Origin of the sequence: Sphingomonas sp. (assembly GCF_019746665.1) — a bacterium.
Lineage (GTDB): Bacteria > Pseudomonadota > Alphaproteobacteria > Sphingomonadales > Sphingomonadaceae > Sphingomonas.
Window position 1 is genome coordinate 21,299 of the sequence record NZ_JAIERS010000005.1, and the last position, 23,786, is coordinate 45,084.

The following is a 23,786-nucleotide window of genomic DNA, read 5'->3' on the forward strand; positions in this document are numbered from 1 at the left end:
GCGGGAACCAGCTATCCTTCGCGCGGTTGGCGGAGTCGCACCGCGCGTGAAGGAGGCGATTGCCATGACGATCTCGCACGGCCCGGCCCTGGGCCCCAATGACGACGGTTATGACGAGGATGGTTACGACGAAAGCCAGCGTGCTGAAATTCTGGAAGCAACGCGCGACGGCCCGAGTGACGGCACGATCCTGACCGATCTCGCCCCCGACCTGGGCGAGGAAGATATCGACGACGAGGCGATCGAGGTCGACGACGAAGTCGCGGAGTCGCAAGCGCCGAGCGAAGACGATCCCGAGGATGACGACGAAGACGTCGACGATGATGAGGATGACGAGGACGACGACGACGACGAAGAAGAAGAAGACGATCTCGACGACGATGATGACGGCCTGCTCGGCGAGAATGAAGCGGATTTCGACGAGGACGACCTCGACGAGGAGGACTCGATCGAGGATCTGCAGGAGGATTTCGAGAAGGGCGATCTCGACGAGGACGGGCTGAACGACGCCGGCGATACCGCGTTGCGGCCGTGATTTCGGGGCCGGGGGCGCTTGGCTCCCGGCTTTCTAGCGGGCGCGGCGATCGAAGGCGTCGAGCTCATAGGCGATCGAGGCTTCGATCAGCTGCTCCCACAGCGCGGCGGCCACGGCCTCCGGCACACCCCGCGCGTCCGCCTCGGCGCGGACGTTCGCGAGCACTTGTGCTTTGCGTGCTTCGTCCCGCACCGCCGCGCGCACCGGCTTGATCCGGGCGGCGGCGTCCATATAGGCAAAGCGCTCGGCGAGTAGCGCGATCAGTGCGCGATCGACCGCGTCGACCCCGGCGCGCACCTCGGCCATCGTCGTGCAATCGGGTCCGGCAAGGGTTGTGTTCATGGCCGCCCTGATAAACACGCGCGAGGCGCTGTCCAGCCCGTGCCACACGGCCGGCCGGATGATTGCTAAGCTCCTGATTTGCGGTACAACATCCGCGTGCCGGTGGGGTGCGATCAGGGGAATCATCATGCCAATTGCCATTTTGCTGCCGATCGCGCTGCTCGCCGCCGCCGATGGCCCTCCCGCGAACGACCCGCCCAAGAAGGAAAAGAAGATCTGTCGAACCGAGCCGGAAACCGGCACGATGTTCCCCAAGCGCACCTGTCTGACAGCCAAGGAATGGGCTGAGGTCGATGGGTCGCGCAGCGACAAGGTCGACACGTTTCGCCGTCACCCCAATTTCCTTCAACCGCCCGGGCAGGACTGAGCCCCCTTGCTTGACTCTACCGGCAAGGCGTGACAGGGGCGCCGCTTCGCAACTGGCCCCGCACCCCGGTGAAGCGGTGGCCCTGCCCGTTCCTGATGAATGGCGTAGCGCGGATGACCGGGTAGCCCGCGCCACGGTGGCGGGGGCGTCACAGCAGTTGAGGACCAATATGTCGAAGCGCCACAGCGCCAAGCACAAGCTCGATCGCCGCATGGGCGAGAATATCTGGGGTCGCCCCAAGTCGCCCGTCAACAAGCGCGAATATGGCCCCGGTCAGCATGGCCAGCGCCGCAAGGGCAAGATGAGCGATTTCGGCCTGCAGCTCCGCGCCAAGCAGAAGCTGAAGGGCTATTATGGCGACGTGACCGAAAAGCAGTTCCGCCGCGCCTATGACGAAGCCGCGCGGATGAAGGGCGATACCAGCCAGAATCTGATCGGCCTGCTCGAGCAGCGGCTGGACATCATCGTCTATCGCGCGAAGTTCGCCCCCACCGTGTGGTCGGCGCGCCAGCTCGTCAGCCACGGCCATGTCTATGTGAACGGCACCAAGTGCAACATCGCCTCGCGCCGCGTGGTACCGGGCGATATCGTGTCGCTGGGCAGCAAGGCGCAGGAAATGGCGCTGGTGATGGAGGCGCAGAGCCTCGCCGAGCGCGACATCCCTGATTATGTCGTCCCCGATGGCGCCGCTAAGGTTACCTTCACTCGCGTCCCGACGCTCGACGAGGTGCCCTATCCGGTGAAGATGGAACCGAACCTCGTCGTCGAATTCTACAGCCGCTAAGCGAGCGGCTCGAACCGACCTTGAGAGCGCGGGCGGCGATGCCGTCCGCGCTTTTTTCATGCGCATGGCGCCGGCCGTCCCCAGGTCGGCGCGGCATCGCAACCACTTGGCAAAGCAACGGAACCTTGGGCCGGTACCGCCCGTTATTCGGGCCTCACTCCGGCAAGGTTCGTGCCCATGCATAGCGACAATCAGTCCGCCCCCGCGCTCGCCGCGCTGGGGGCCGGGGATGGCTTGACTCTGATCTGTTTCAGCCACTTACGCTGGGATTTCGTGTTCCAGCGACCCCAGCATCTGATGAGCCGCTTCGCTCGTCGCGCGCATATCGTCTTCTGGGAAGAGCCGCGCCGGGTCGATGATTTGGAGGCACCACGGTTGGCGGTGCGCGAATGCGCGGATACCGGCGTGATCGTGGCGGCACCGGAATTGCCTTGGGGGCTGAAAGGCGTGGACGAGGAAACCGCGGTGCGCGGCCTGCTCGATGCTTTTCTGAACGGAGCGCAGGGGCCACTGATCCGTTGGTACTATACCCCCATGATGCTGCCCTTCTCGGCGCACCTGGAAGCCGAGCTCACGGTCTATGATTGCATGGACGCGCTGGCCGCGTTCAAGAACGCGCCGCCGGAACTCGCGGAGCGCGAGGATGCGCTGCTGGCGGTCGCCGATCTCGTCTTCACCGGCGGCTATAGCCTTTACGAGGTGCTGACGCCGCGCCACCCGAACGTCCACGCTTTCCCCTCGTCGGTCGATGTCGCGCATTTCTCGCGCGCCCGCGCTTCTGGCATCGACCCGGCCGATCAGCGCGCGCTGCCACGCCCCCGGCTGGGCTTCTACGGCGTGATCGATGAGCGCATGGATCTGGGGCTGATCGCAGCGCTCGCCGCCGCGCGCCCCGATTGGACATTGGTGATGCTCGGCCCCATCGCCAAGATCGCGCGTGAAGACCTGCCTCAGGCGCCGAACCTGTGCTGGCTCGACGCAAAAAGCTACGCTGAGTTGCCTGATTACCTGCGCGGTTGGGACGTGGCGCTGATGCCGTTCGCGCTGAACGCCGCGACGCGCTTCATCAGCCCCACCAAGACCCCCGAATATCTGGCGGCCGGCAAGCCGGTCGTTGCGACGCCCGTGGTCGATGTCGTGCGCCACTACAGCACGCTTGAAGGTGTGAAGATCGCCGAAGGGCCAGAGGGATTCGTCGCCGCCTGCGACGTGGCGCTCGCGCTTGCGAAAGGGGGCGGTGCCTGGCGCGCGCCGGTCGATGCGATGCTGGCCGAGACCAGCTGGGACGCGACCGCCGCCCGGATGTGGCGGCTGATGGAGACCGCCCGCGTCGCCCGCCAGCCGCGCGCGCCCGTGCCGGCGGGGCGGAGCAGCCGCCGGTCCTCCTATGACGTGATGGTGGTGGGTGCCGGGTTCGCGGGCACGGTGATGGCCGAGCGGCTCGCGGCGGACGGTAACAAGCGCGTGCTGGTGGTCGATCGCCGCCCGCACATCGCCGGCAACGCCTTCGATCGGCATGACGCGGGCGGCATCCTGATCCACCAGTACGGCCCGCACATCTTCCACACCAACAGCGCCGAGATTTTCGACTATCTCTCCCGCTTCACCGCCTGGCGCCCCTACGAGCACCGGGTGCTAGCAAGCGTCGATGGTATGCTGGTGCCGATGCCGATCAACCGTACCACGCTCAACAGGCTTTATGGCTTGTCGCTCGCGACCGACGAGGAGGCTGCGGCTTTCCTCGCCAGCCGCGCCGAGCCGGTCTCTCGAGTGGAAACTTCCGCCGATGTCGTGATCGCGGCGGTGGGTCGCGATCTCTACGAGAAGTTCTTCCAGGGTTATACCCGCAAGCAATGGGGGCTCGATCCGAGCGCGCTCGACAAATCGGTAACATCGCGAGTCCCGACCCGAACCAATACTGACGATCGCTATTTTACCGATCGCTTTCAGGCAATGCCACGTGATGGCTATACTAAGATGTTTGAACGGATGCTCGATCATCCCAACATTGATCTGATGCTCGGGGTAGATTACGCCGAGGTGCGCGATCATTATGCGCACGGGCATCTGGTGTTCACGGGACCGATCGACGAGTATTTCGGGCATCGTTTCGGGCGTTTGCCCTATCGTTCGCTGCGGTTTCGCCACGAAACGCTTGAACGATCGTCGTTCCAGCCGGTCGCGACGGTGAACTATCCGGCGGAGGATGTGCCCTATACCCGGATCACCGAGTATAAGCATCTGACCGGCCAGGAAGCGCCGCGCACCAGCGTGACCTATGAATATCCCAGCGCCGAGGGCGACCCCTATTACCCGATCCCACGGCCCGAAAATCAGGCGCTGTTCAAGCGCTATGAAGCGCTGGCGCTGGCGGAGAACGATGTGACCTTCGTCGGCCGGCTCGCGACGTACCGCTACTACAACATGGACCAAGTGGTGGGACAAGCGCTCGCCACCTATCGTCGGGTTTTCGGCGTCGGACAGACGGTTGAAAAGGCGGCGGCTTAGCCTGTCATGCCTCTGCCGCCTTGCAACGGTTGCGGTGTGATCGGGGGCGTGAGGCGACAAATCGTCTTCAACCCGTCACCCACCCGGGCTAAGCGCGGCTCCCATGATCCGTTTCATCGCCGCGCTCCTCGCCTTGATCGCCAGTGCCCCCGTCCAGGCTTACGGGCAGTTCGGCCACAATACGATCGCTCGGATTGCCTTCGCCAATGTGAAACCGCAAACCCGCGTCCGCTTGGTAGCGCTACTTGCCAAGGGCGGGGCGCTGGCGACGCCCGAATGCCAGGTGCGCACGATCGAGGACGCCAGCACTTGGCCTGACTGCATCCGCGCGCGCTATCCGCTGCGCTTCGGCTATTCCTCGCCCTGGCATTATCAAACGCTCGACATCTGCGGTGACTTCGATCTGAAGGCCGCCTGTCGCGACGGCAATTGCGTTTCCGCCCAGATCGAGCGCAACGTAAAGCTGCTCCAGGAGAAGGACACGCCGCTCGCCGAGCGGGTTCAGGCGCTGGCCTTTCTGGTGCATTTCGTCGGCGATCTGCACATGCCGCTCCATTCGGGATCGCACAACGACCAGGGAGGCAACGCCCTGCGCGCGAGCTATGGTGATTATGCCCCCGATCGGCTCAACCTTCACGGCATCTGGGACGGGGTGCTCGCCGAGCGTGCGATCACCGACGGGCCGAACCTGGTGCGCCGCTATCCAGATGCCGAAGCCGCGCCGCTCCAGGCGGGCACCGTCGCCGACTGGAGCCGTGAAAGCTATGAAGCGGCGCGCGACGTTGCTTATCCTGGCGCGCTGGGGGCCGATTATTGCCGCAACGCTCCGCCCGCCCGGCTGCGGTTGGGCGAGGCGGCGATCGCAAGCGCGGTGCCAGTGCAGCGCCTGCAGGTGCAGCGCGCCGGGCTTCGGCTTGCAAGGCTGCTCGACGAGGCGTTTGGCTAGCCTATCCCGGCCGACCTTTGCGGCAAAGGCCGGTTGGAGCAAGGAGCACCCTATCCACCGGATCGATCGGCGCCGATTGCCACCACCCCTGGCCTTGCGCCAAGAAGGCGCTTTGATCGGAGGTTGCCCCATGTCCACCCACGCCGCGCGCCTCGGCGCTCTGCGCAGCGAGCTTGCCGCTCGCGGCCTCACGGGATTCGTCGTGCCGCTGACCGACGAGCATATGAGCGAATATGTCGGCGGCTATGCCCAGCGCCTTGCGTGGCTGACAGGGTTCGAGGGATCGGCGGGCACCGCGGTGGTGCTTTCGGCCGAAGCCGCGATCTTCGTTGACGGCCGCTATACGCTGCAGGTGCGCGAGCAGGTGAGTGCCGACCATTGGGCCTATGTCGGCGTGCCGCAGACAAGCGTCGCCGATTGGCTGCGTGCCCATGCCCCCGCCGGCGCCCGGATCGGCTATGATCCCTGGCTGCACACGCCTGGCTGGGTGCGCGACGCAGGCGCCGCGCTCGCCGCCAAGGGCGCCGAACTGGTGCCGGTCGCGGGCAATCCGGTCGATGCGGTATGGGCGGATCGGCCGGCGCCCTCGCCGGCGCCGCTCGCGCCTCATTCGGCCGAACGCGCCGGGCTTGGGGCGGCGGAAAAGCGCGCCGAGCTCGCCGAATGGCTGGTCGCGCGCCAAGCCGACGCGCTGGTGCTAACCGCGCTCGATTCGATCGCCTGGGCGTTCAACCTGCGTGGCGCCGATATCGCGCACACGCCGGTCGGCCTCGCTTATGCGCTGGTCCGGGCGGACGGCACCGCCGATCTGTTCGTCGCGCCCGAAAAGATCACCGATGCGGTGCGCGCGCATCTGGGGAACGCGGTGCGCCTCCACCCCCGCGCCGATTTCGCGACGGCGCTCGGCACGCTCAAGGGTCAACGCGTCGCGGTCGATCCCGAGCGCGCGGTCGCGGCGATCTTCGACGCGCTCGAAGCGGGCGGCGCGACGGTCCTTGCCGAGCGCGACCCCGTGGTGTTGGCCAAGGCGTGCAAGAACCCCGTCGAGATCGCCGGCCACCGCGCGGCTTCGGTGCGCGATGGCGCCGCGGTCGCGCGCTTCCTGCGCTGGGTCGAAGCGACCGCGCCCCAAGGTGGCCTCACCGAGCTCGACTGCGCCGCCAAGCTGCTCGAATTCCGCCAGGCCGGCGGCGTGTTGCGCGACACTTCGTTCGACACAATCTCCGCGACCGGGGCGCATGGCGCGATCCCGCATTACCGCGTCGACGCCGCCTCCAACGCACGGCTCGAGCCCGGCCAGCTCTATCTGGTTGATTCGGGCGGACAATATGAGGACGGCACCACCGACATCACTCGCGTAATTCCCGTCACCGAGCCGACGCCGGAGCAGCGCGACCGTTTCACCAGGGTGCTAAAGGGCCATATCGCGCTCGCGACCGCCATTTTCCCGCCGGGCACCAATGGCGGCCAGCTTGATGCCTTCGCGCGCCGTCCGCTGTGGGAGGTGGGGCTCGATTATGCACACGGCACCGGCCACGGAGTCGGCGCCTATCTTTCGGTGCATGAGGGGCCGCAACGCATCGCCACGCCAAACTACCCGGGCGGCGGCCCCGCCGAGCCGCTTCGCCCGGGGATGATCGTGTCGAACGAGCCGGGCTATTACCAAGCCGGCGATTTCGGCATCCGTATCGAAAATTTGATCCTGGTCGAGGAACGCGCGACCGAGGGCGGGACGATGCTGGGGTTCGAGACGCTCACCTTCTGCCCGATCGAGCGCCGGCTGATCGAGCCCGCGCTGCTCACTCCTGCGGAGCGGGCCTGGGTCGACGCCTATCATGCCCGGGTGCTGGCGGTGCTCGGGCCGTTGTTCGACGCGGACGAACTCGCCTGGTTGAACAGCAAATGCGCACCGCTTGACGTTGGATAATGTTCGTGAAATGTTCTCGTTGGACCCGCCTGGGTCGGCAGGGAGAATGGCAATGATCGGCTATGTGACGCTTGGCACCAACGACCTCGACCGCGCGGCACCGTTTTACGATGCTATTGCCGCCGAACTCGGCACCGGCCGAATGATGGAGTTCGAGACGTTCATCGCCTGGGGTACCCCGGGCGGCCCCGCCGGCATCGGGTTGACCAAGCCGTTCGACGGCAATGCGGCGAGCGTCGGCAATGGCACGATGGTCGCGCTGGAGGCCAAGGACGAGGCGCAGGTCGACCGGCTCCACGCGATTGCGCTAGCGCATGGCGGCAGCTGCGAAGGGGCGCCAGGCCCGCGTGGGCCAACTTTTTATGCCGCCTATTTTCGCGATCCCGATGGCAATAAGCTCAATGCGTTCGTGATGAAGCAGGGGTAGAATTATGCAGCAGGGGCGTGCGCGGGCGGTCATCGGCGGGGCTTTGCTGGCGCTGGCACCGCTCGCCCCGGCACGGGCAGGGCCGGCCGAGGATCTGGCGGCCGTGATCGCCGATCATTGGGCGTGGTGGCTGTCGGTCAATCCCGAACAGGCGACCGCGCTTGGCGAGCGGCGCTATGACGATCGCGTTTCCGACCTCAGCCTGGAGGCGGCCGACGCTCAGGCGCGCCAGGCAAAGGCGTTTCTCGATCGCCTGAAGGCCATTCCCGATACCGGATTGAGCCCGTCGGATCGGGTGAACAAGGGTGTGCTCGCCCGCCTGCTCGACGCGCAGGTGGCGGGCAATGGCTTTGGCCAGCGGCAGATGCTGTTCACCACTTATTATGGCTGGCACCAGAATTTTGCCGAGCTCGCCAGCAATGTGCCGTTTCTTACGCGCGCCGATTATGAAAGCTATCTCAAACGTCTGGCGCTGTACCCGCAGCTGAACGGGCAGGGCATCGCGGTGACCGCCAAAGCGGTGCGCGAAGGCTTTGTGCAGCCCTGCGCGGTGCTGGGCGGCTTTGCCAAAAGCATCACCGGCGTGATCGCGCCCGTGCCTGAAAAATCGCGCTTCTACGCTCCCTTCTTGGGCACGCGCCCGGCTGACGTGAGCGCGGCGGAATGGGCGGCATTCCAGGCGCGCGCGAAGCAACTCATCACCGGCACGCTCGAACCGGAATATCGCCGCTTCGCCGAGTTTTTCGCCAAGGAATATCTGCCGAAATGCCGTCAGAGCGTTGGTGCTTCGGCGTTGCCGCAAGGCGCCGCCTGGTACGCCTTGCGCGTGCGGCAAGAAGCCACGACCGAGCTTAGCCCCGATCAGATTCACGAAATCGGTCTGCGCGAGGTCACCCGTATTCGCGCCGAGATGGAGCAGGTGGCGCGCCAGGCGGGCTTCGCGGATCGCGCTGCGTTCATCGCCGAGCTGCGGACCAACCCCCAATACTACGCCAAGGACGCCGAAACGCTGCTCGCCACCGCCGCGCTGGAGGCGAAGCGGCATGACGGATTGCTGCCGCGCTTTTTTGGCCGGCTGCCGCGCCTCCCCTATGGCGTGAAGCCGATCCCGGCGGAGACGGCCGAGGGCACGACCACCGCTTATTACGGGCCGGGTAGCCCGCCAGCCGGGATAGCCGGTACGTATTTCGTCAACACCAGCAAGCTGCCGCAGCGCCCCTTGTGGGAGTTGCCCGCGCTCACCGCGCACGAAGCGGTGCCTGGGCATCACCTGCAAATCGCGTTGCAGCAGGAGCTGGATCTGCCGCCATTCCGCAAATATGCGAGCGGCTTCACCGCCTTTGTGGAAGGATGGGCGCTCTATACGGAGCGGCTGGGGATCGACATGGGGCTTTACGATACGCCTGAAAAGCAGATGGGGCGGCTGTCATACGAAATGTGGCGCGCCTGCCGGTTGGTGGTCGACACCGGGCTCCACGCCAAAGGCTGGAGCAAGGCGCAGGCGATCGCCTTCATGCACGACAATACCGCGCTGACCGATGCCAATATCGAGGCGGAGGTCAATCGCTATATCAGCTGGCCCGGTCAGGCGCTGGGCTACAAGATCGGCGAGCTCAGGATTCGCGAGCTGCGCGCCAAGGCCGAAAGCGCGCTCGGCCCTAAATTCGATCTCCGCGGTTTCCACGATACGGTGCTTGGGCAAGGCGCGGTGCCGCTCGACGTGCTCGAGGCGCAGGTCGATGCCTGGGTCGCTGCGCAAGGCGCGCGGCCGTGAGGGCGCCAGGATCGTTGCAAAGCGGTTCCATTCGCCGCCACGCTTGGTAAAGGCGGCTATGGAACAACGCGCCCGCCTGCCTCTATCGCTCTTCTTCTTTGCGATCCTCTACGGCGGGATGGTATGCATGGCGGGCGTGCTGGGAGTGAAGCAGGTCGCGCTCGGCCCGCTCGCGGTCGAAGCCGGAGTGTTCGCGTTCCTGCTGCTGGTGGTAATGTCGAGCGCGGTCGCCGAACTTTACGGTCAGCGTGCTGCGACGCTGCTTGTCCGGCTCGGCTTCGTCCCGCTGTTCGTCTCGGCGGCGCTGATCCAGATCGTGCTCGCCTTGCCGGCCGACCCGAGCATGTACCCGCCGGCGGTCAACGCCTTCCCGATCGTCGTTGGCCAGGGGGTAAGGCTGATGCTCGCCGGGTTCATCTCTTACGGCACCTCGCAAACCCTGAACGTGCTCCTGTTCGATCGGCTACGCGCGGGCACCGGGCAGATGGTGTGGCTGCGCGGGATGATCGCGAGCATCGCCTCGCAGATCCTTGACACAGTGCTGTTCATTACCATCGGCTTTCTGGGAGAGCGGCCGATCTTGGCGCTGATGGGCGGGCAGATGCTCACCAAAGTGGTGCTCTCGGTCGCGCTGGTGCCGGTGCTGATCACCCTGTTCGTTCGGCTCGGCCGCTGGCTCGACCAGCGCGGGCCGGTTGTTTGACGCGAGCAATCACCACGCCTGGGTGCTGGGTGTCACAGGGGCCGGTCGGAGGAGCCATGGGTGAGTGCCAGCGATACCCCGGGTTAATCGACTAGAATCTGAGATGCCTCACCTCAGCCTCACCGCGCTGCTTGTTCACGACTATGACGAGGCCATCGCCTGGTTCACGGCCAAGCTCGGCTTCCGACTGATCGAGGATCGTCCCGTCACGCGGGGCAAGCGTTGGGTGGTCGTCGCGCCGCCGGGCACTCCCCAACGCGGTGGCCAGCTTCTCCTCGCCCGTGCCGCTAGCCTTGAACAGCGGCACATGATCGGACGACAGGCGGCCGGCCGTGTCTTCCTGTTCCTTGAAACCGATGATTTCGCGCGTGATCATGCCGCCTTCATTGCTGCCGGCGTCCGTTTTCTGGAGCCGCCACGCCATGAACCCTATGGCACGGTCGCGGTGTTCGAGGATCTTTGTGGCAATCGCTGGGATCTGATCGAGCCCGCCCCCTAGCCCCCATGCCCCGCCTTGCTAAACTGGGGTATCATGCTCCCGACCCTCCTCGTCATCGACGATTTTCTCGCCGATCCGCACGCGGTCCGTGCCGCCGCGCTTGGCCTCCGCTATGATCCCGCGCTCAAGGCCGGCAATTATCCGGGGGTGCTCTCGGACCGGCCGCTTACGATCGCGGGGCTCGACGAGGCGGTGAGCCAGCGACTCGGCACGCGGGTCAAACCGATGCCGGGCACCAGCCATGGCCATTGCCGCCTGACGCTCGCCGGGGACAAAGGGCGTTCTGGCGTTCACATCGATCCGTGTTTCTATTCGGGCATCCTGTACCTGAGCCTCCCCGAACACGCGCGCGGCGGCACCGATTTCTTTCGCCACAAGCCGACGGGCCTCGAACGTGTACCGACCACTGATCTCGCACTCGCCAAGAGCGGGTTCAGCGACCCCAACGCGCTGATCGAGCAGGTCGTGAACCGCGATACCAATCATCCTGCGCGGTGGGAAAGGGTGATGAACGTGCCGATGAGGTGGAATCGCTTGATCCTGTTCAGCCCCTGGGCGTTTCACGACGCGGCGCCGGGTTTCGGCAAATCGGCGCCAGAGGGCCGGCTGGTGATGCTACTGTTCTACGCGAGCGCTTGATGCGCGCCTTCGCCGCGTTGCTTGACGCGCTGATCTATACCCGCTCGCGCAATCAAAAGCTGGCGCTGATCGCCGAATATCTACGGGCCACCCGCAATCCCGATCGCGGCTGGGCGCTCGCCGCGCTCACCGGCACGCTCGATCTGCCTGCGGTCAAGCCCGCGCTGATCCGCGCGCTGATCGAGGCGCGAGTCGATCCGGTGCTGTTCCGAATGAGCCGCGATTATGTGGGCGACACCGCCGAGACGGTCGCTTTGCTCTGGCCGGCGCCCTCGCTGCCGATCGACCCCGCGCCGCTCAGCCTGGGTGAAGCGGTCGAGACGCTGGCGCACCTCTCCCGATCGGAGGCGCCGGCGGTACTTAGCGCGATGCTCGATCGGTTGAGCGCGGAAGAACGGTTCGCTCTGCTTAAAATGGCGACGGGAGCCTTGCGCATCGGCGTTTCCGCGCGGCTCGCCAAGGCCGGCTTCGCCCAGGCGTTCGGCGTCTCGCTCGACGACGTGGAGGAACTGTGGCACGGCCTCGCGCCGCCTTACACCGCGCTGTTTTCATGGGGGGAAGGGGGCGCCGCGCCGGTCGCGGAAGATTTGCCGCTGTTCCGTGCCTTCATGCTCGCCCAGCCGCTCGAAGACCTGCGGGTGAGCCTCGATGATTATGCCGCCGAGTGGAAATGGGACGGTATCCGCGTGCAACTGGTGCGTACCGCGCGCGGCGAGACGCGGCTCTATTCGCGCGCGGGCGACGACATCACCGGCAGTTTCCCCGAGGTAGCGAGCGTCTTCACCCGCGCGGGCGTGCTCGATGGCGAATTGATGGTGAAGGGCGCGGCGCAGGGCATCGATTTGGGGCAGGAGAGCGCGGCCAGCTTCAACGCGCTGCAGCAGCGGTTGGGGCGTAAAAAGGTGTCAGCGAAGATGCTCGCCGAATACCCCGCTTTCGTGCGGTTCTACGATATCTTGTTCGACGGTGCGCAGGACTTGCGCGACCAGCCCTGGACCAAGCGTCGCGCCACGCTCGAAGCCTTCGCCGCCGCGCTGCCCGACGAACGGTTCGATGTATCCGCCCTCATCGAGGCGGAGGACTTCACCGCACTCGAAGGGCTGCGAGCGACGGCGCGCGACGCTGCGATCGAAGGGGTGATGCTCAAGCGCCGCGACGCGCCCTATGTCGCCGGGCGCCGCGCCGGGCTGTGGTACAAATGGAAGCGCGATCCCTTCACCGCCGATTGCGTCATGATGTACGCGCAGCGCGGCAATGGACGCCGCTCAAGCTATTATTCGGACTATACTTTCGGCTGCTGGACGGAAGGCGGCGAGCTGCTGCCCGTCGGCAAGGCCTATTCGGGGATCACCGACGAGGAGTTGAAGGTGCTCGACAAGTTCGTGCGCAACAACACCGTCGCCCGCTTCGGCCCGGTGCGCGAGGTGGAGAAGACGCTGGTGCTGGAGATCGCGTTCGATTCGATCCACGCCTCCAGCCGCCACAAATCAGGCGTAGCGATGCGCTTCCCCCGCATCGCGCGGATCAGGACCGACAAGCCGGCGGCGGAAGCCGACACGCTCGCGGCGCTGAAGCGGCTGGTGACTTAGGGCCTTTTCTGGATGGTCCGGCCCGCGCCGCGCACTGGAGACGGACGGCGCTCCGGAGCCGTGCGGTGGGGGTGTGGGTCAACGGTCAATGCGGGATGAATGTTGTTAAGGCGCATATGGATGTGGGTAAGCGACGTGCCCCTATGACGCCGTCTTATGCTGCAAGCAGGCTAAGACAAATCGGGCTATTGGAGTATTCAGCAGTACCGCCGTCACGGCTTCCCGGGGCACGGCCCCCAAGCTAGAATGGCTGGGGGATAATTGAGATCGCAACATTCCCGATAAGCGGATCGCCAAACCTTGGGCGAGGATAGCAGCGGACGGATGCGAGCGATTCGATCGCACTTCCGCCCCCGCTCACTGCGACCAGCAACTACAGCGCCTTCACCAGTACCACAAAATCCAGATCATCACGCGTCGGATGGCCGAAGCGGGGGTCGCCATAGGGGAAGGGGCGTGCTTCGCTGGTCAGCACATAGCCACGCCGCTGATAATAAGCGATCAATTCGGGCCGCTGGCGGATCACGGTCATTTCGATCGCATGCCCCCCGGCGCGGCTTGCTTCGGTTTCGGCCGCTTGCAACAAGCGCTTGCCGAGCCCCGCCGCCTGGGCGGCCGGCGCGACCGAAAGCAATCCGAGATAGAAGATGCCGTCGCCTTTGGCGCTCAGTTGCACGCATCCAGTCAGCGCCCCGCCTTGTTCGGCGAGCAAAATGCGCTGAGCGGGATCGCCGATGATCTCGCCGAGCATCGCGTGATCGGTGCGCTGACCGCCGAGTAGATCGGCCTCATGCGTCCAACCGCGCTTGGCTGTGTCACCGCGATAAGCCGACTCGACCAGCTCGTGTAGTGCCGGAATATCGCCGGCATCAGCGCGGCGAATCATCAGATCGCCCGACTCAAGCATTGGCCCGGCCGCCGCCAACATGGAACGACCGGGCCTTAGCTTTACTGGACGGGGGCGAGGTTTACCGCGGCGTATTTGCCGCGACGATCGATCTCCAGCTCGAATTCGAGCCGGTCGCCTTCGTTGAGCGTCGGCATGCCTGCCCGCTCGACCGCCGAGATGTGGACGAACGCATCAGGCTGGCCATCATCGCGCTGAATGAAGCCAAAGCCCTTCATCGCGTTGAAGAACTTGACCGTACCGGTCGCCTTCTCGCCGGTCAGCTGCCGCTGCGGACCACCGCTGCCGGCGGGACCGCCCGGGCCTGCCGCGCGCGGCGCCCGATCGGTCACCGGCATCGGCTCACCGTCAATCTTGAGTTCGGTCGCCGAAATGCGGCCGCCGCGATCAACCAGCGTGAAACCCAACGGCTGCCCTTCGGCAAGGCCGGCAAGGCCAGCCTGCTCGACCGCCGAGATATGCACAAACACATCTTCCCCGCCATCATCGCGAACGATGAAGCCGAAGCCCTTCTGTGCGTTGAAGAATTTTACGACGCCAGTGCCCTGGCCAACGACCTGCGGGGGCATCCGGCCGCCGCCACCGCCGCCGCCACGGAAGCCGCCGCCGCCGCCGCCGCCGAAGCCGCCACCACCGCCGAAGCGATCGCCACCGCCGAAGCCGCCGCCGCCGAAGCGATCACCGCCGCCACCAAAACGATCGCCACCGCCGAACCGGTCGCCGCCGCCGAAGCCGCCGCCGAAATCGTCACCGCCCCAATTGTCGCGCTTGTCTCTGCCGCGCCCGCCGCGGTCACCCCGGCGCCCTTTATCGAAACTCATCCCTGTTCGTCTTCCCGGTTCGCCCTACACACACGCAAGAACCGAGCGTCCGGACGACAAACGCAGGTCTTTGGACGCCCATATCCTCATGCGTCACGGTTATCCATAGCCCAAATGGCTAGGCGGAGCGACTAGAATCGTGGGTAAATAAGGTAGATGAACGTATTGACGGCCATTTTTAGGCCATAAAGCACGCCGTGTGCGACCAATTGGGGCGCTCGATGCGCGACGGGCGGGTGCGTAGCCGCCTCGCAAACGCTTCCTGCCGAATCAGGCCTCCGCCAATCGCGAATCGAGCCGACACACCATTGAGCCGGCGCGCGCCAGCGGCTAGGCGGGCCGCATGGCTGTGCATTTCCACGAAGAAGATCTGCCCGAAGGCGTGTTCGCCCCGGGCGCGAGCATCGCGGTCGATACCGAGACGATGGGGCTTATCACCCCGCGCGATCGGTTGTGCGTGGTCCAGCTCTCCGACGGCAGCGGCCATGAGCATCTTGTGCGCTTTTCCCCCGGCAGCAGCTATGCTGCACCGAATCTTCGGGCGGTGCTCGCCGACCTCGATCGCCTGAAGCTCTATCACTTCGCGCGCTTCGATCTGGCGGCGATCCGCCACTATCTGGGCGTGACCGCCGCGCCCGTCTATTGCACCAAGACCGCGTCGCGGCTGGTCCGCACCTATACCGATCGCCACGGCCTGAAGGAGCTGGTGCGCGAGCTTTTGGGGCAGGATCTTTCCAAGGCGCAGCAAAGCTCCGACTGGGGCGGGCCGGAGCTGTCGGACGCGCAGCGCGATTATGCTGCGTCCGACGTGCGGTATCTCCACGCGCTCAAGGCCGAGCTCGACGTGCGGCTGGCGCGCGAGGGGCGGACCGCGCTTGCACAGGCATGCTTCGATTTTCTGCCGTGGCGCGCCGAACTCGATCTGGCCGGCTGGCCCGAGATCGATCTGTTCGCGCATGTCTGATCTCGCGCTGCGCACGCGGTCTGCGCGGCGGCACTGGGCGCGGCCCGGCAGCCGCCACGATCGCGTTGTCGGCGCGTCGCGTACCGTGCTGCCGGTGCTGATCGGCGTATTGTTCGCCTTTCTCGTGTTCATGCCGCTGCGGGGCGGCGGCGACGTGTCGTTCCTGCTCGATCGCAACAAGGTGCAGGTGTCGCGCGAGCGGCTGCGCTTGCAGACCGCGGTCTATCGCGGCGCCGATGCGCGCGGCCGCACCTTCATGCTGAGCGCGGAGCAAGCGGTGCAAAAGAGCTCCGCCGAGCCGATCGTGCAGTTGCAGGGCCTGTCCGGTGAGATTGCGCTGCCCGAGGGACCGGCGACGCTCGCGGCAACGCGCGGGCGCTATGACATGCGCCGCGACGAGGTCGGGCTGCTCGGCGATGTTCGGCTTGATACGGCGAACGGCTACGCCGTCACCACCAGCGACGCGACGCTCGAGCTGAAGGGCGAGCATCTCCATAGCAATGCCCCGGTCGATGGCGCCTTGCCCAATGGCGGGCACTTTAGCGCCAACCGGATGAGCGCTGATCTGGTCAACGACATGCTGGTGCTCGATGGCGATGCGCGCTTGCGGATCGTGCCGCGAAAGCGGAAATAGGCGGCCATGAAGCGGACCCCCTTGCTCCTTGCCGGCCTACTGCTCGCCGGACCCGCCGGTGCCCAGAATAATCGGCACGACAGCAACGCGCCCGTCGATGTCGCCGCGGATCGCGCCGAGGTGCAGGACAAGGCCGCCCGCGCGGTGCTGACCGGCAATGTCGTCGTCCGCCAAGCGGAGATGACGGTGAACGCCGATCGCATGACGCTCGCCTATACGGGTCGAATCGTCGACGGCAGCCAGCAGATCTCACGCATCGACGCCGCCGGCAGCGTGGTCGTCACGCGGCCCGATCAAGTTGCGCGCAGTCAGTTCGCGATCTATGATTTGAACCGCCGGGTGGTGACGATGGTGGGCAATGTCCGCCTGGTGCAGAATGGCAATACCAGCAATGGTGGGCGGCTGACGCTCAATCTCGACACCAACCGCGCGGTGCTCGATGGGTCGAGCGTCGCGGGCGGGGGCGGGGTGAGCAGCAGCAGCGGGGTCGGGCGCGTCACCGGCCGCTTCTCCGTGCCCAAGCGTGACGATGCGAGCACACCCGCGCAAGCCCCATTGCCGACGCCCCAATAGTCCCTCTTACCCCGCCGCCGGATAAGCGCTAAGACGCTGGACGCGCGTTGGAAGCAAGAAGCCTGCCACCCGGCCAGGGATCGAGACCAGCATGGACGATGTGACTACTTTTTCGACTCGCCAAGCGGTGTGCGACAGCGAGGCCGGATTGACGGTCGTGTCGATCGCGAAGGCCTATGACAAGCGCCCGGTGCTCACCGACGTCTCGGTGTCGGTCGGGCATGGCGAAGTGGTGGGGCTGCTGGGTCCAAACGGCGCGGGCAAGACGACCTGCTTCTATTCGGTGATGGGACTGGTGAAGCCCGACTCGGGTCGCATCATGCTCGATGGCGTCGATATCACCGGCCTGCCCATGTACCGGCGCGCGATCCTGGGGCTCGGCTATCTGCCGCAGGAGACCTCGATCTTCCGCGGGCTATCTGTCGAGCGCAATATCCTGACCGTGCTCGAACTGGTCGAGCCCCATGGCGAGGCCCGCCGCGCCCGGCTCGACCAATTGCTCGACGAGTTCGGCCTTACCCGGCTGCGTGATGCGCCGGCCATGGCGCTGTCGGGCGGCGAGCGGCGCCGCGCCGAAATCGCCCGCGCGCTAGCGGCCGATCCGTCGATCATCCTGCTCGACGAGCCGTTCGCGGGGATCGACCCAATTTCGATCGCCGACATTCGCGATCTGGTCTGCCGGCTGAAAAAGCGGGGTATCGGTGTACTGATCACCGATCACAACGTCCGCGAAACGCTCGAGATCGTCGACCGCGCGTATATCATCTATGATGGCCGTGTGCTGTTCACCGGCGCGCCGGCGGATCTGGTGAACGACGCCAACGTTCGCCGGCTGTATCTGGGCGAGACTTTCTCGTTGTGAGATGGCGGCGATTGGGAGCCTTGACGCGGTGCGCTCCTTAGCTGGAAGGCTCCTGCCGCTGCACGGGGGCGGCGCCGTGATCGCTACGTTCAAGTGCGTCACCCAACCGGAGGGTGGGGCTTCGTGATCTTGAAGCCGCGATGAGCCTCGCCCCGCGCCTCGATCTGCGCCAGTCGCAGTCGCTGGTGATGACGCCGCAGCTGCAGCAGGCGATCAAGCTGCTCGCGCTGTCGAACCTGGAGCTGGAAACGTTCGTCGCCGAGGAGATGGAGCGCAACCCACTGCTCGAAGCGGCGCCCGATCCCGACGCGCCGCCCGCGCCAGAGCCGGTTGACGCGCTACCCCCGCGCGATGGTCCCGCCACAGCTGACGAACTGCTCACCCAGGGCGAAGCGGCCGGGGAGGCGGCGCTGGACGTCGATTTGAGCGTCGAGACCTTCCACCATGATTCGCCCAGCGACGGCATGGGGATGGACGGCGCGCTCGGCCTGAACGGCGCGACCGCCGGGGGTGAAGCGCCTGACCTCGATCTGCTCGCCGATTATGGCGAGAGCCTCGCTGACCATCTGCTCGCCCAGGCGGGCCTGGTGGTGGCGGGCGCCGACATGTTCATCGCCGCGCATCTGATCGATCAGATCGATGAGTGTGGCTATCTCACCGTGCCGCTGCTCGACATCGCCAACCGCTTGGGGGTGGCGCTCGCCCGGGTCGAGGCGGTGCTGGCGATCATCCAGACCTTCGATCCGACGGGCGTGGGCGCGCGCAATCTCGCCGAGTGCCTCGCGCTCCAGGCCAAAGAGGCCGACCGCTACGATCCGTGCATGGCGAAGTTGATCGACAACCTCGATCTGCTCGCTCGAGGCGAGTTGGGTCGGTTGAAGCGGTTGTGCAACGTTGACGACGAAGACATGGCCGACATGATCCGCGAGCTGCGCGGCTATGATCCCAAGCCCGGCTGTCGTTATGGGGGCGAGCCGCCGCAGCCGGTGGTGCCCGACATCTATGTCGCGCGGCGCGGGCGCGGCTGGGCGATCGAGATGAATGCGGCGACGCTGCCCAAATTGCTCGTGAACCGCGGCTACTACGCCGAAGTCGCGGGCGGCGGAGACAAGAACGGCAAGGCTTGGCTGAGCGACATGCTGGCGAGCGCCAACTGGCTCGTGAAGGCGCTCGACCAGCGCCAGCGCACGATCCTGAAGGTCGCGACCGAGATCGTGAAGCAGCAGGAAGCCTTCTTCCTCCACGGCGTCGCACATCTGAAGCCGATGACGCTGCGCCAGGTCGCCGAGGCGATCGAGATGCACGAGTCGACGGTGAGCCGGGTCACCAGCAACAAATATCTCTCCTGCGAGCGCGGGCTCTACGAGCTCAAATATTTCTTCACCTCGGCGATCGCCGCTGCCGACGGCGGCGACGCGGTATCAGCCGAGGCGGTGAAAGCAGCGATCAAGGCACTGATCGCGGGCGAAGGATCGCAGATCCTGTCGGACGATACACTGGTCGATCTGCTCAAGGAAAAGGGCTTCGATATCGCCCGGCGGACAGTGGCCAAATATCGCGAGGCGCTAGGGATTGGCTCGAGCGTGCAGCGCCGGCGGGCGAAGGCGCTTGGCGGCTAACCCCTAATCATCCTCATCCTCGAACCCCGCAAGCGCCAGCGCCCGCGCCTTCATCTGCCGCGTCTCGCACCAATGGACGAGCGCTTCCTCGCGGCCATGCGTCACCCAGGTTTCGGCGGGCGCGAGTTCGGTGAGCGTGTCGGTCAGCTCGTCCCAATCGGCGTGGTCGGAAAGGATCAGCGGCAGCTCGACCCCGCGCTGCACCGCGCGCTGGCGGACGCGCATCCACCCGCTCGCCATCGCGGTGATCGGTTCGGGCAGGCGGCGAGACCAGCGGTCTTGCAGCGCGGACGGGGGCGCGACGACGATCCGCCCGGCGAGTTCGGCCTTGCTCGCATTCGTCGCCGGGCGGAGCTCGCCGAGCGCCACGCCATGCGCCGCGTATAGGTCGCACAGTTTCTGCAGCGCGCCGTGGAGGTAGATCGGCTCGGCATGGCCCGCCGCGCGCAGTTCGGCGATCAGCCGCTGCGCCTTGCCGAGCGCATAGGCGCCGACCAGCACGCAGCGCTCGGGGGCAGCGTGGAGAGCGCCGAGCAGCTTGTCGATCACGTCGCCCACCGGCGGGTGGCGGAAGACGGGGAGGCCGAAGGTCGCCTCGGTGATGAAGACGTCGCAGGCGACCGGCTCGAAGCGCGCGCAAGTGGGATCGGCGCGGCGCTTGTAATCACCTGAGACGACCACGCGCTCGCCGCGATGTTCGAGCAGGATCTGCGCCGAGCCGAGGACATGACCGGCGGGGTGGAAGCTGGCGGTGATGCCGCCCAGGTCGATCCGTGCCCCATAAGGTTGCACCTGCCCGCCCGGCTGCGGCCCATAGCGCGTCGCCATGATCGCAAGCGTCTCCGCCGTTGCCAGCACCGCCCGGTGACCGCCGCGCGCGTGATCGGCATGGCCATGGGTGATGAGCGCGCGGTAAACGGGAACGGCGGGGTCGATCCAGGCATCGATTAGCGGGAGGTAAATGCCCTCCCGTCGCGCCTCCACCCAATCGCCGAGCCTTGCCATGGGGCCGATATGGGGCATCGCCGCCCATCGGCAACGGGCGCAACCCGGTTTAGGCGCTCTCGCCCCGATCGAACAGCCAGCCGCCGACCCAGCCGCCCGCGAGCGCTCCCGTAAGCTGAGCGGTGATGAAGGCGGGCGCATCCCCAGGACGAATCCCGGCGAAACTGTCGGTCAGCGACCGCGCCAGCGTGATCGCCGGGTTGGCGAAGCTGGTCGACGCGGTGAACCAATAAGCGGCGGCGATATAGAGCGCGACCGTCGCCGGCACCCAGGCCGGGCGATGGCGGCCGGTCCCGATGATCGTCAGCAGCAGGCCGAAGGTCGCGATCAGCTCGCCGGTCCATTGGCCGATCCCGGCGCGCGCCTTGGTCGAGAGGTCGAGGATGGGCAGGTCGAACATCAGATGCACCGCGACGATGCCCAAAACGCCCGCGCCAAGCTGCGCCAGCGCGTAAAGCGGCAGCGCGCGCCAGACAAGGTCACCGCGCAGCGCCGCGATCAGGCTGACCGCCGGGTTCAAGTGCGCCCCTGAGATCGGCCCCAGCATCGTGATCAGAACGAACAGCATGGCCGCGGTCGCGAGCGTATTCGCGAGCAGCGCGATCGCGACATTGCCCCCGGCCAACCGCTCGGCCATCACGCCCGAGCCGACCACGGTTGCAAACAGCAGGAAGCAGCCGAGCGCCTCCGCCGCCAGCCTGTGCGAGAGTGGCGTCCTCACGCGCGCGCCGGCACGATCTCACCGTCTTCCTTGGTGAAATCGGCGGGGAGCGGGGCGGGGAGAATCTCCAGCACGCGTTCCGAGGGGCGGCAGAGCCGTACCCCGCGCTCGGTTTCCACCAGCGGGCGGTTGATGAGGATCGGGTGGGCGAGCATCGCGTCGATCAGTTGGGCGTCGCTCAAGCCGGGGTCGGCGAGGCCGAGTTCGGCATAGGGCGTGCCCTTCTCCCGCAGCAGCGCGCGCGGGGTGAGGCCGGCGGCGGCGATCAACTGCTCCAGCTCCGCCCGGCTCGGCGGCGCGTGCAGATACTCGATCACGGTCGGCTCGATGCCCGTAGCGCGGATCAGCGCGAGCGTGTTGCGCGAGGTGCCGCAAGCGGGGTTGTGCCAGATGGTGACGCTCATCCCCGGGCCTCGCTCGCGCCCGCGGGCACGCAGCAGGCCGAGGCCGGGGCGATGCTGCCGAGCGCCGGGCCGCCGCCATAAACGGTCGATTCGCCGGTCGTGAGGAACGCTTCCCACACCACGCCTTGCGGATCGCTGATCCAGCTTTTCTCCGACCGGGCATAGCAGCAGGTGGTGCAGCCTTCCTCCAGCACCGGGCGGTCGGCCGCTTTCAGCCGATCATAGACTTCGGCCAGTTCGGCTTCGTCTTCCACCTGAAGCCCGAGATGCTCGACGCCGGTAAAGCCGCGCCCCGCCGAAATCGCGAAGTTCATGCGCGGATTCTCCAGCATCCATTTGGCGTAATCGGCCTTGGTCACGCTCGGCTCGGCGCCGAATAGCGTGGCGTAGAAGCGGATCGACTGGGCGAGGTCTTCCACCCCGACATGGACGTGCAGGCGCTTCATCATTCGTCTCCTTGGGTCAGGCCTGGGCGCAGGCGAGGGCGGGTGCGCAGATTTCGGGCGCGCCCTGGCAGCAATCCTCCATCAGAAAGGCGAGCAGCGCGCGCGTGCCGGCATAGTTGGCGGCGTAGATCAGCGAGCGTCCATCGCGCGCCGAGGTGATGAGTCCCGCGCGTTCGAGCATGGCCAAGTGATGCGAGAGCGTCGAGGGCACCGCTTTCGCCGCGACCGCGACATCGCCAGCGGTCATGCCCTGCGGCCCGGCCTGGATGAGCAGGCGGAACACCGTCATCCGCGTCTCCTGCGCGAGCGCGGCGAGCGCGGTTATGGCGGTGGGCTGGTCCATATGCGATTCCTTTCGATACAAGTCGAAATATTCGAACTTTATCGAAGAGTCAACGCCGGTTCGCGGCCTGGCTTGCGCGAACGGCGCTAGCCAATTGTCCTGCAATCGTTACACAATCGACCGTCCAAGACGATGGAGGCGCAGGATGCGGCAATGGGTTCGGGGGGCGGTGCTAGTCGCGCTGTTGGCAGTGGCACCGCTCCGGGCACAGCAGCCGGCAAGCGCGCCGGCGGTGCGCGATCCCAATCTCGCGGAACGCGCCTACATCGCGGCGACCGCCTATCACGTCATCAAGCGCTATTTCGCTCATGCCGAGGGGCTGCCGGCCGATTTTGATTTCGAGGCGCGCTACCGCGCCTATCTGGCGGAGGCGCTCGCCGCGCCGGACCGACGCAGCTTTTCGCTCGCCTCGATCCGGTTTTTCGCGGCGCTGCGCAACGGCCATACGGGGTTCAGCGATTCGCAACTGACGCAGGACGTGCCACGGTCCCCGTTCCGCGTCGCGCTGATCGACGGGAAGTGGACGGTCACATCCTCGCGCCTCGCCACGCTGAACCCTGGCGACGTGATCGTGAAGGTGGATGGCAAGCCGGTCGCCGAGTGGCTTGCGCCGATCCGCCCCTTTGTCGGGGTGTCGAACGTGGCGCAGGAGGAGCGTTACGCCTGGAATTACCGCGCGGCGATGCCCCGCCAGTTCACGCTTGGCACCGATGACGGCCGCGGCGTGCCGGTGAACCTAGCAGCGGTGCCCGATGTGCCGCTGCGCGGGCGGGTGGTGCCGGACGACGTGACCGTGACCAAACGCCCCGATGGCGTGCTCGTCATCCGCATCCCGAGCTTCGATGATCCCCGCTTCGAGAATGCGGCGATCGCGGCGGTGAAGGCGGCCGGGGACGCGCGGGCGATCCTGTTCGACGTGCGCGGCAATGGCGGCGGCTCGACACCGGTGAGCCTTCTCGCCGCAATCATGACGCAGCCTTATCGCGGAACGCTCTATGTAACGCCGCTGACGGTCGCCGAGAGTGACGCGCACCAGGTTTTCGATGGCGGCGTGGCGGCGCTGCCCAATCAGATGATCCGCATCGGCAGCGATCGCACCCAACCCCAGCCAGGCGCGTGGGCCGGCAAGGCGGCGGTGCTGATGGATGGCGGCTGTGGTTCGGCGTGCGAGGATTTCGTGCTGCGCTTCCGAGACGGCAAGCGCGGCCCAATCCTGGGCGAAACCTCGGTCGGCTCGACCGGCCAACCCTATTTCATGGCTTTTCCCGAATTCGGCATGTCGTTCCGCGTTTCCACCAAGCGCGAATACTTCCCCGATGGCGCACCGTTCGAAGGCGTGGGGGTGCGCCCCGATAACATGATCGCCCCGACCCGGGCGGAACTGCGCGCGGGTGTCGATACCCAGTTGGAGACCGCGGTGCGCTTGATCCTGGCGCCCTAACCCTCT

26 protein-coding genes are annotated in these 23,786 nt (G+C 66.2%); 18 read left to right on the forward strand and 8 right to left on the reverse strand.

The genetic code is table 11. The features are described from left to right. The first annotated feature begins 64 nt into the window (after window positions 1-64). Entirely contained in the window at window positions 65-535 is a 471-nt protein-coding gene (locus tag K2X73_RS02980; protein WP_365980245.1) for a hypothetical protein, read from the forward strand. Between the two features lie 33 nt (window positions 536-568). Here the strand turns inward: K2X73_RS02980 and K2X73_RS02985 are convergent, their stop codons facing one another. Continuing rightward, window positions 569-877, reverse strand: coding sequence for a chorismate mutase (locus K2X73_RS02985; protein ID WP_294108418.1), 309 nt, complete (start codon window positions 875-877; stop codon window positions 569-571). Here K2X73_RS02985 and K2X73_RS02990 point away from each other — a divergent pair. The 11 genes from K2X73_RS02990 (at window position 876) to K2X73_RS03040 (ending at window position 13,040) form a co-directional block, all read left to right on the forward strand. Further along, complete coding sequence (locus K2X73_RS02990; protein ID WP_294108420.1) at window positions 876-1,244, forward strand: hypothetical protein; 369 nt, start codon at window positions 876-878, stop codon at window positions 1,242-1,244. The genes K2X73_RS02985 and K2X73_RS02990 overlap by 2 nt on opposite strands. Before the next feature lie 169 nt (window positions 1,245-1,413). Further along, on the forward strand, window positions 1,414-2,028 hold the full coding sequence (gene rpsD, locus K2X73_RS02995; RefSeq protein ID WP_294108422.1) for a 30S ribosomal protein S4: 615 nt from the start codon (window positions 1,414-1,416) through the stop codon (window positions 2,026-2,028). 177 nt (window positions 2,029-2,205) lie between these two features. Beyond that, a complete protein-coding gene (gene glf, locus K2X73_RS03000) occupies window positions 2,206-4,536 on the forward strand; it encodes a UDP-galactopyranose mutase (protein WP_294108423.1) in 2,331 nt (776 codons plus the stop codon). Between the two features lie 103 nt (window positions 4,537-4,639). Further along, window positions 4,640-5,482, forward strand: coding sequence for a S1/P1 nuclease (locus K2X73_RS03005; RefSeq protein ID WP_294108425.1), 843 nt, complete (start codon window positions 4,640-4,642; stop codon window positions 5,480-5,482). A gap of 130 nt (window positions 5,483-5,612) precedes the next feature. Further along, window positions 5,613-7,409: an aminopeptidase P family protein gene (locus K2X73_RS03010; protein WP_294108427.1), complete on the forward strand. Its 1,797-nt coding sequence runs from the start codon at window positions 5,613-5,615 to the stop codon at window positions 7,407-7,409. 52 nt (window positions 7,410-7,461) lie between these two features. After that, window positions 7,462-7,836 carry a VOC family protein gene (locus tag K2X73_RS03015; protein ID WP_294108429.1) on the forward strand — a complete coding sequence of 125 codons (375 nt, stop codon included), beginning with the start codon at window positions 7,462-7,464 and terminating at the stop codon, window positions 7,834-7,836. Window positions 7,837-7,840: 4 nt separating this feature from the next. Beyond that, window positions 7,841-9,610, forward strand: coding sequence for a DUF885 domain-containing protein (locus tag K2X73_RS03020; RefSeq protein WP_294108431.1), 1,770 nt, complete (start codon window positions 7,841-7,843; stop codon window positions 9,608-9,610). 58 nt (window positions 9,611-9,668) lie between these two features. Next, window positions 9,669-10,313, forward strand: a complete 645-nt coding sequence (locus K2X73_RS03025) for a queuosine precursor transporter (protein WP_294108433.1) — start codon at window positions 9,669-9,671, stop codon at window positions 10,311-10,313. 103 nt (window positions 10,314-10,416) lie between these two features. Continuing rightward, window positions 10,417-10,812, forward strand: a complete 396-nt coding sequence (locus tag K2X73_RS03030) for a VOC family protein (protein WP_294108435.1) — start codon at window positions 10,417-10,419, stop codon at window positions 10,810-10,812. A 33-nt stretch (window positions 10,813-10,845) separates the two neighbouring features. Further along, window positions 10,846-11,451 carry a DUF6445 family protein gene (locus K2X73_RS03035; protein WP_294108438.1) on the forward strand — a complete coding sequence of 202 codons (606 nt, stop codon included), beginning with the start codon at window positions 10,846-10,848 and terminating at the stop codon, window positions 11,449-11,451. Next, on the forward strand, window positions 11,451-13,040 hold the full coding sequence (locus K2X73_RS03040; protein ID WP_294108440.1) for a cisplatin damage response ATP-dependent DNA ligase: 1,590 nt from the start codon (window positions 11,451-11,453) through the stop codon (window positions 13,038-13,040). The genes K2X73_RS03035 and K2X73_RS03040 overlap by 1 nt, the downstream gene beginning before the upstream one ends. Before the next feature lie 373 nt (window positions 13,041-13,413). Here the strand turns inward: K2X73_RS03040 and K2X73_RS03045 are convergent, their stop codons facing one another. Further along, window positions 13,414-13,926, reverse strand: a complete 513-nt coding sequence (locus K2X73_RS03045; protein ID WP_294108442.1) for a GNAT family N-acetyltransferase — start codon at window positions 13,924-13,926, stop codon at window positions 13,414-13,416. A gap of 62 nt (window positions 13,927-13,988) precedes the next feature. Beyond that, window positions 13,989-14,768, reverse strand: a complete 780-nt coding sequence (locus K2X73_RS03050; RefSeq protein ID WP_294108444.1) for a cold-shock protein — start codon at window positions 14,766-14,768, stop codon at window positions 13,989-13,991. Window positions 14,769-15,111: 343 nt separating this feature from the next. On the opposite strand from K2X73_RS03050, the gene K2X73_RS03055 reads away from it, so the two are divergent. From K2X73_RS03055 to rpoN, 5 genes are all read left to right on the forward strand, one after another. Continuing rightward, entirely contained in the window at window positions 15,112-15,732 is a 621-nt protein-coding gene (locus K2X73_RS03055) for a ribonuclease D (RefSeq protein ID WP_294108445.1), read from the forward strand. Then, the gene (gene lptC / locus K2X73_RS03060) at window positions 15,725-16,366 is read left to right on the forward strand and encodes an LPS export ABC transporter periplasmic protein LptC (RefSeq protein WP_294108446.1); all 642 of its coding nucleotides are present in this window, start codon (window positions 15,725-15,727) and stop codon (window positions 16,364-16,366) included. Before K2X73_RS03055 ends, lptC begins: the two co-directional genes overlap by 8 nt. A 6-nt stretch (window positions 16,367-16,372) precedes the next feature. Continuing rightward, window positions 16,373-16,939 (forward strand): LptA/OstA family protein, encoded by a 567-nt coding sequence (locus K2X73_RS03065; RefSeq protein ID WP_294108448.1) that lies wholly within the window; start codon window positions 16,373-16,375, stop codon window positions 16,937-16,939. Between the two features lie 91 nt (window positions 16,940-17,030). Then, window positions 17,031-17,801, forward strand: a complete 771-nt coding sequence (gene lptB / locus K2X73_RS03070) for an LPS export ABC transporter ATP-binding protein (RefSeq protein ID WP_294108450.1) — start codon at window positions 17,031-17,033, stop codon at window positions 17,799-17,801. Window positions 17,802-17,941: 140 nt separating this feature from the next. After that, window positions 17,942-19,420 carry an RNA polymerase factor sigma-54 gene (gene rpoN / locus K2X73_RS03075; RefSeq protein WP_294108452.1) on the forward strand — a complete coding sequence of 493 codons (1,479 nt, stop codon included), beginning with the start codon at window positions 17,942-17,944 and terminating at the stop codon, window positions 19,418-19,420. Between the two features lie 3 nt (window positions 19,421-19,423). Here rpoN and K2X73_RS03080 read toward each other — a convergent pair whose 3' ends face one another. Genes K2X73_RS03080 through K2X73_RS03100 form a run of 5 tightly spaced genes read right to left on the reverse strand, consistent with a single transcriptional unit; the run spans window position 19,424 to window position 22,339 of the window. Next, entirely contained in the window at window positions 19,424-20,425 is a 1,002-nt protein-coding gene (locus K2X73_RS03080; protein WP_294108454.1) for a ligase-associated DNA damage response exonuclease, read from the reverse strand. A 49-nt stretch (window positions 20,426-20,474) separates the two neighbouring features. Continuing rightward, a complete protein-coding gene (locus K2X73_RS03085) occupies window positions 20,475-21,146 on the reverse strand; it encodes an MIP/aquaporin family protein (protein ID WP_294108456.1) in 672 nt (223 codons plus the stop codon). Further along, entirely contained in the window at window positions 21,143-21,550 is a 408-nt protein-coding gene (gene arsC / locus K2X73_RS03090) for an arsenate reductase (glutaredoxin) (protein WP_294108457.1), read from the reverse strand. The genes K2X73_RS03085 and arsC overlap by 4 nt, the downstream gene beginning before the upstream one ends. After that, the gene (locus K2X73_RS03095; protein ID WP_294108459.1) at window positions 21,547-21,996 is read right to left on the reverse strand and encodes an ArsI/CadI family heavy metal resistance metalloenzyme; all 450 of its coding nucleotides are present in this window, start codon (window positions 21,994-21,996) and stop codon (window positions 21,547-21,549) included. The genes arsC and K2X73_RS03095 overlap by 4 nt, the downstream gene beginning before the upstream one ends. Before the next feature lie 16 nt (window positions 21,997-22,012). Beyond that, a complete protein-coding gene (locus K2X73_RS03100; protein WP_294108461.1) occupies window positions 22,013-22,339 on the reverse strand; it encodes a helix-turn-helix transcriptional regulator in 327 nt (108 codons plus the stop codon). Window positions 22,340-22,484: 145 nt separating this feature from the next. On the opposite strand from K2X73_RS03100, the gene K2X73_RS03105 reads away from it, so the two are divergent. After that, window positions 22,485-23,780: a S41 family peptidase gene (locus tag K2X73_RS03105; RefSeq protein ID WP_294108463.1), complete on the forward strand. Its 1,296-nt coding sequence runs from the start codon at window positions 22,485-22,487 to the stop codon at window positions 23,778-23,780. Window positions 23,781-23,786 lie beyond the last annotated feature (6 nt).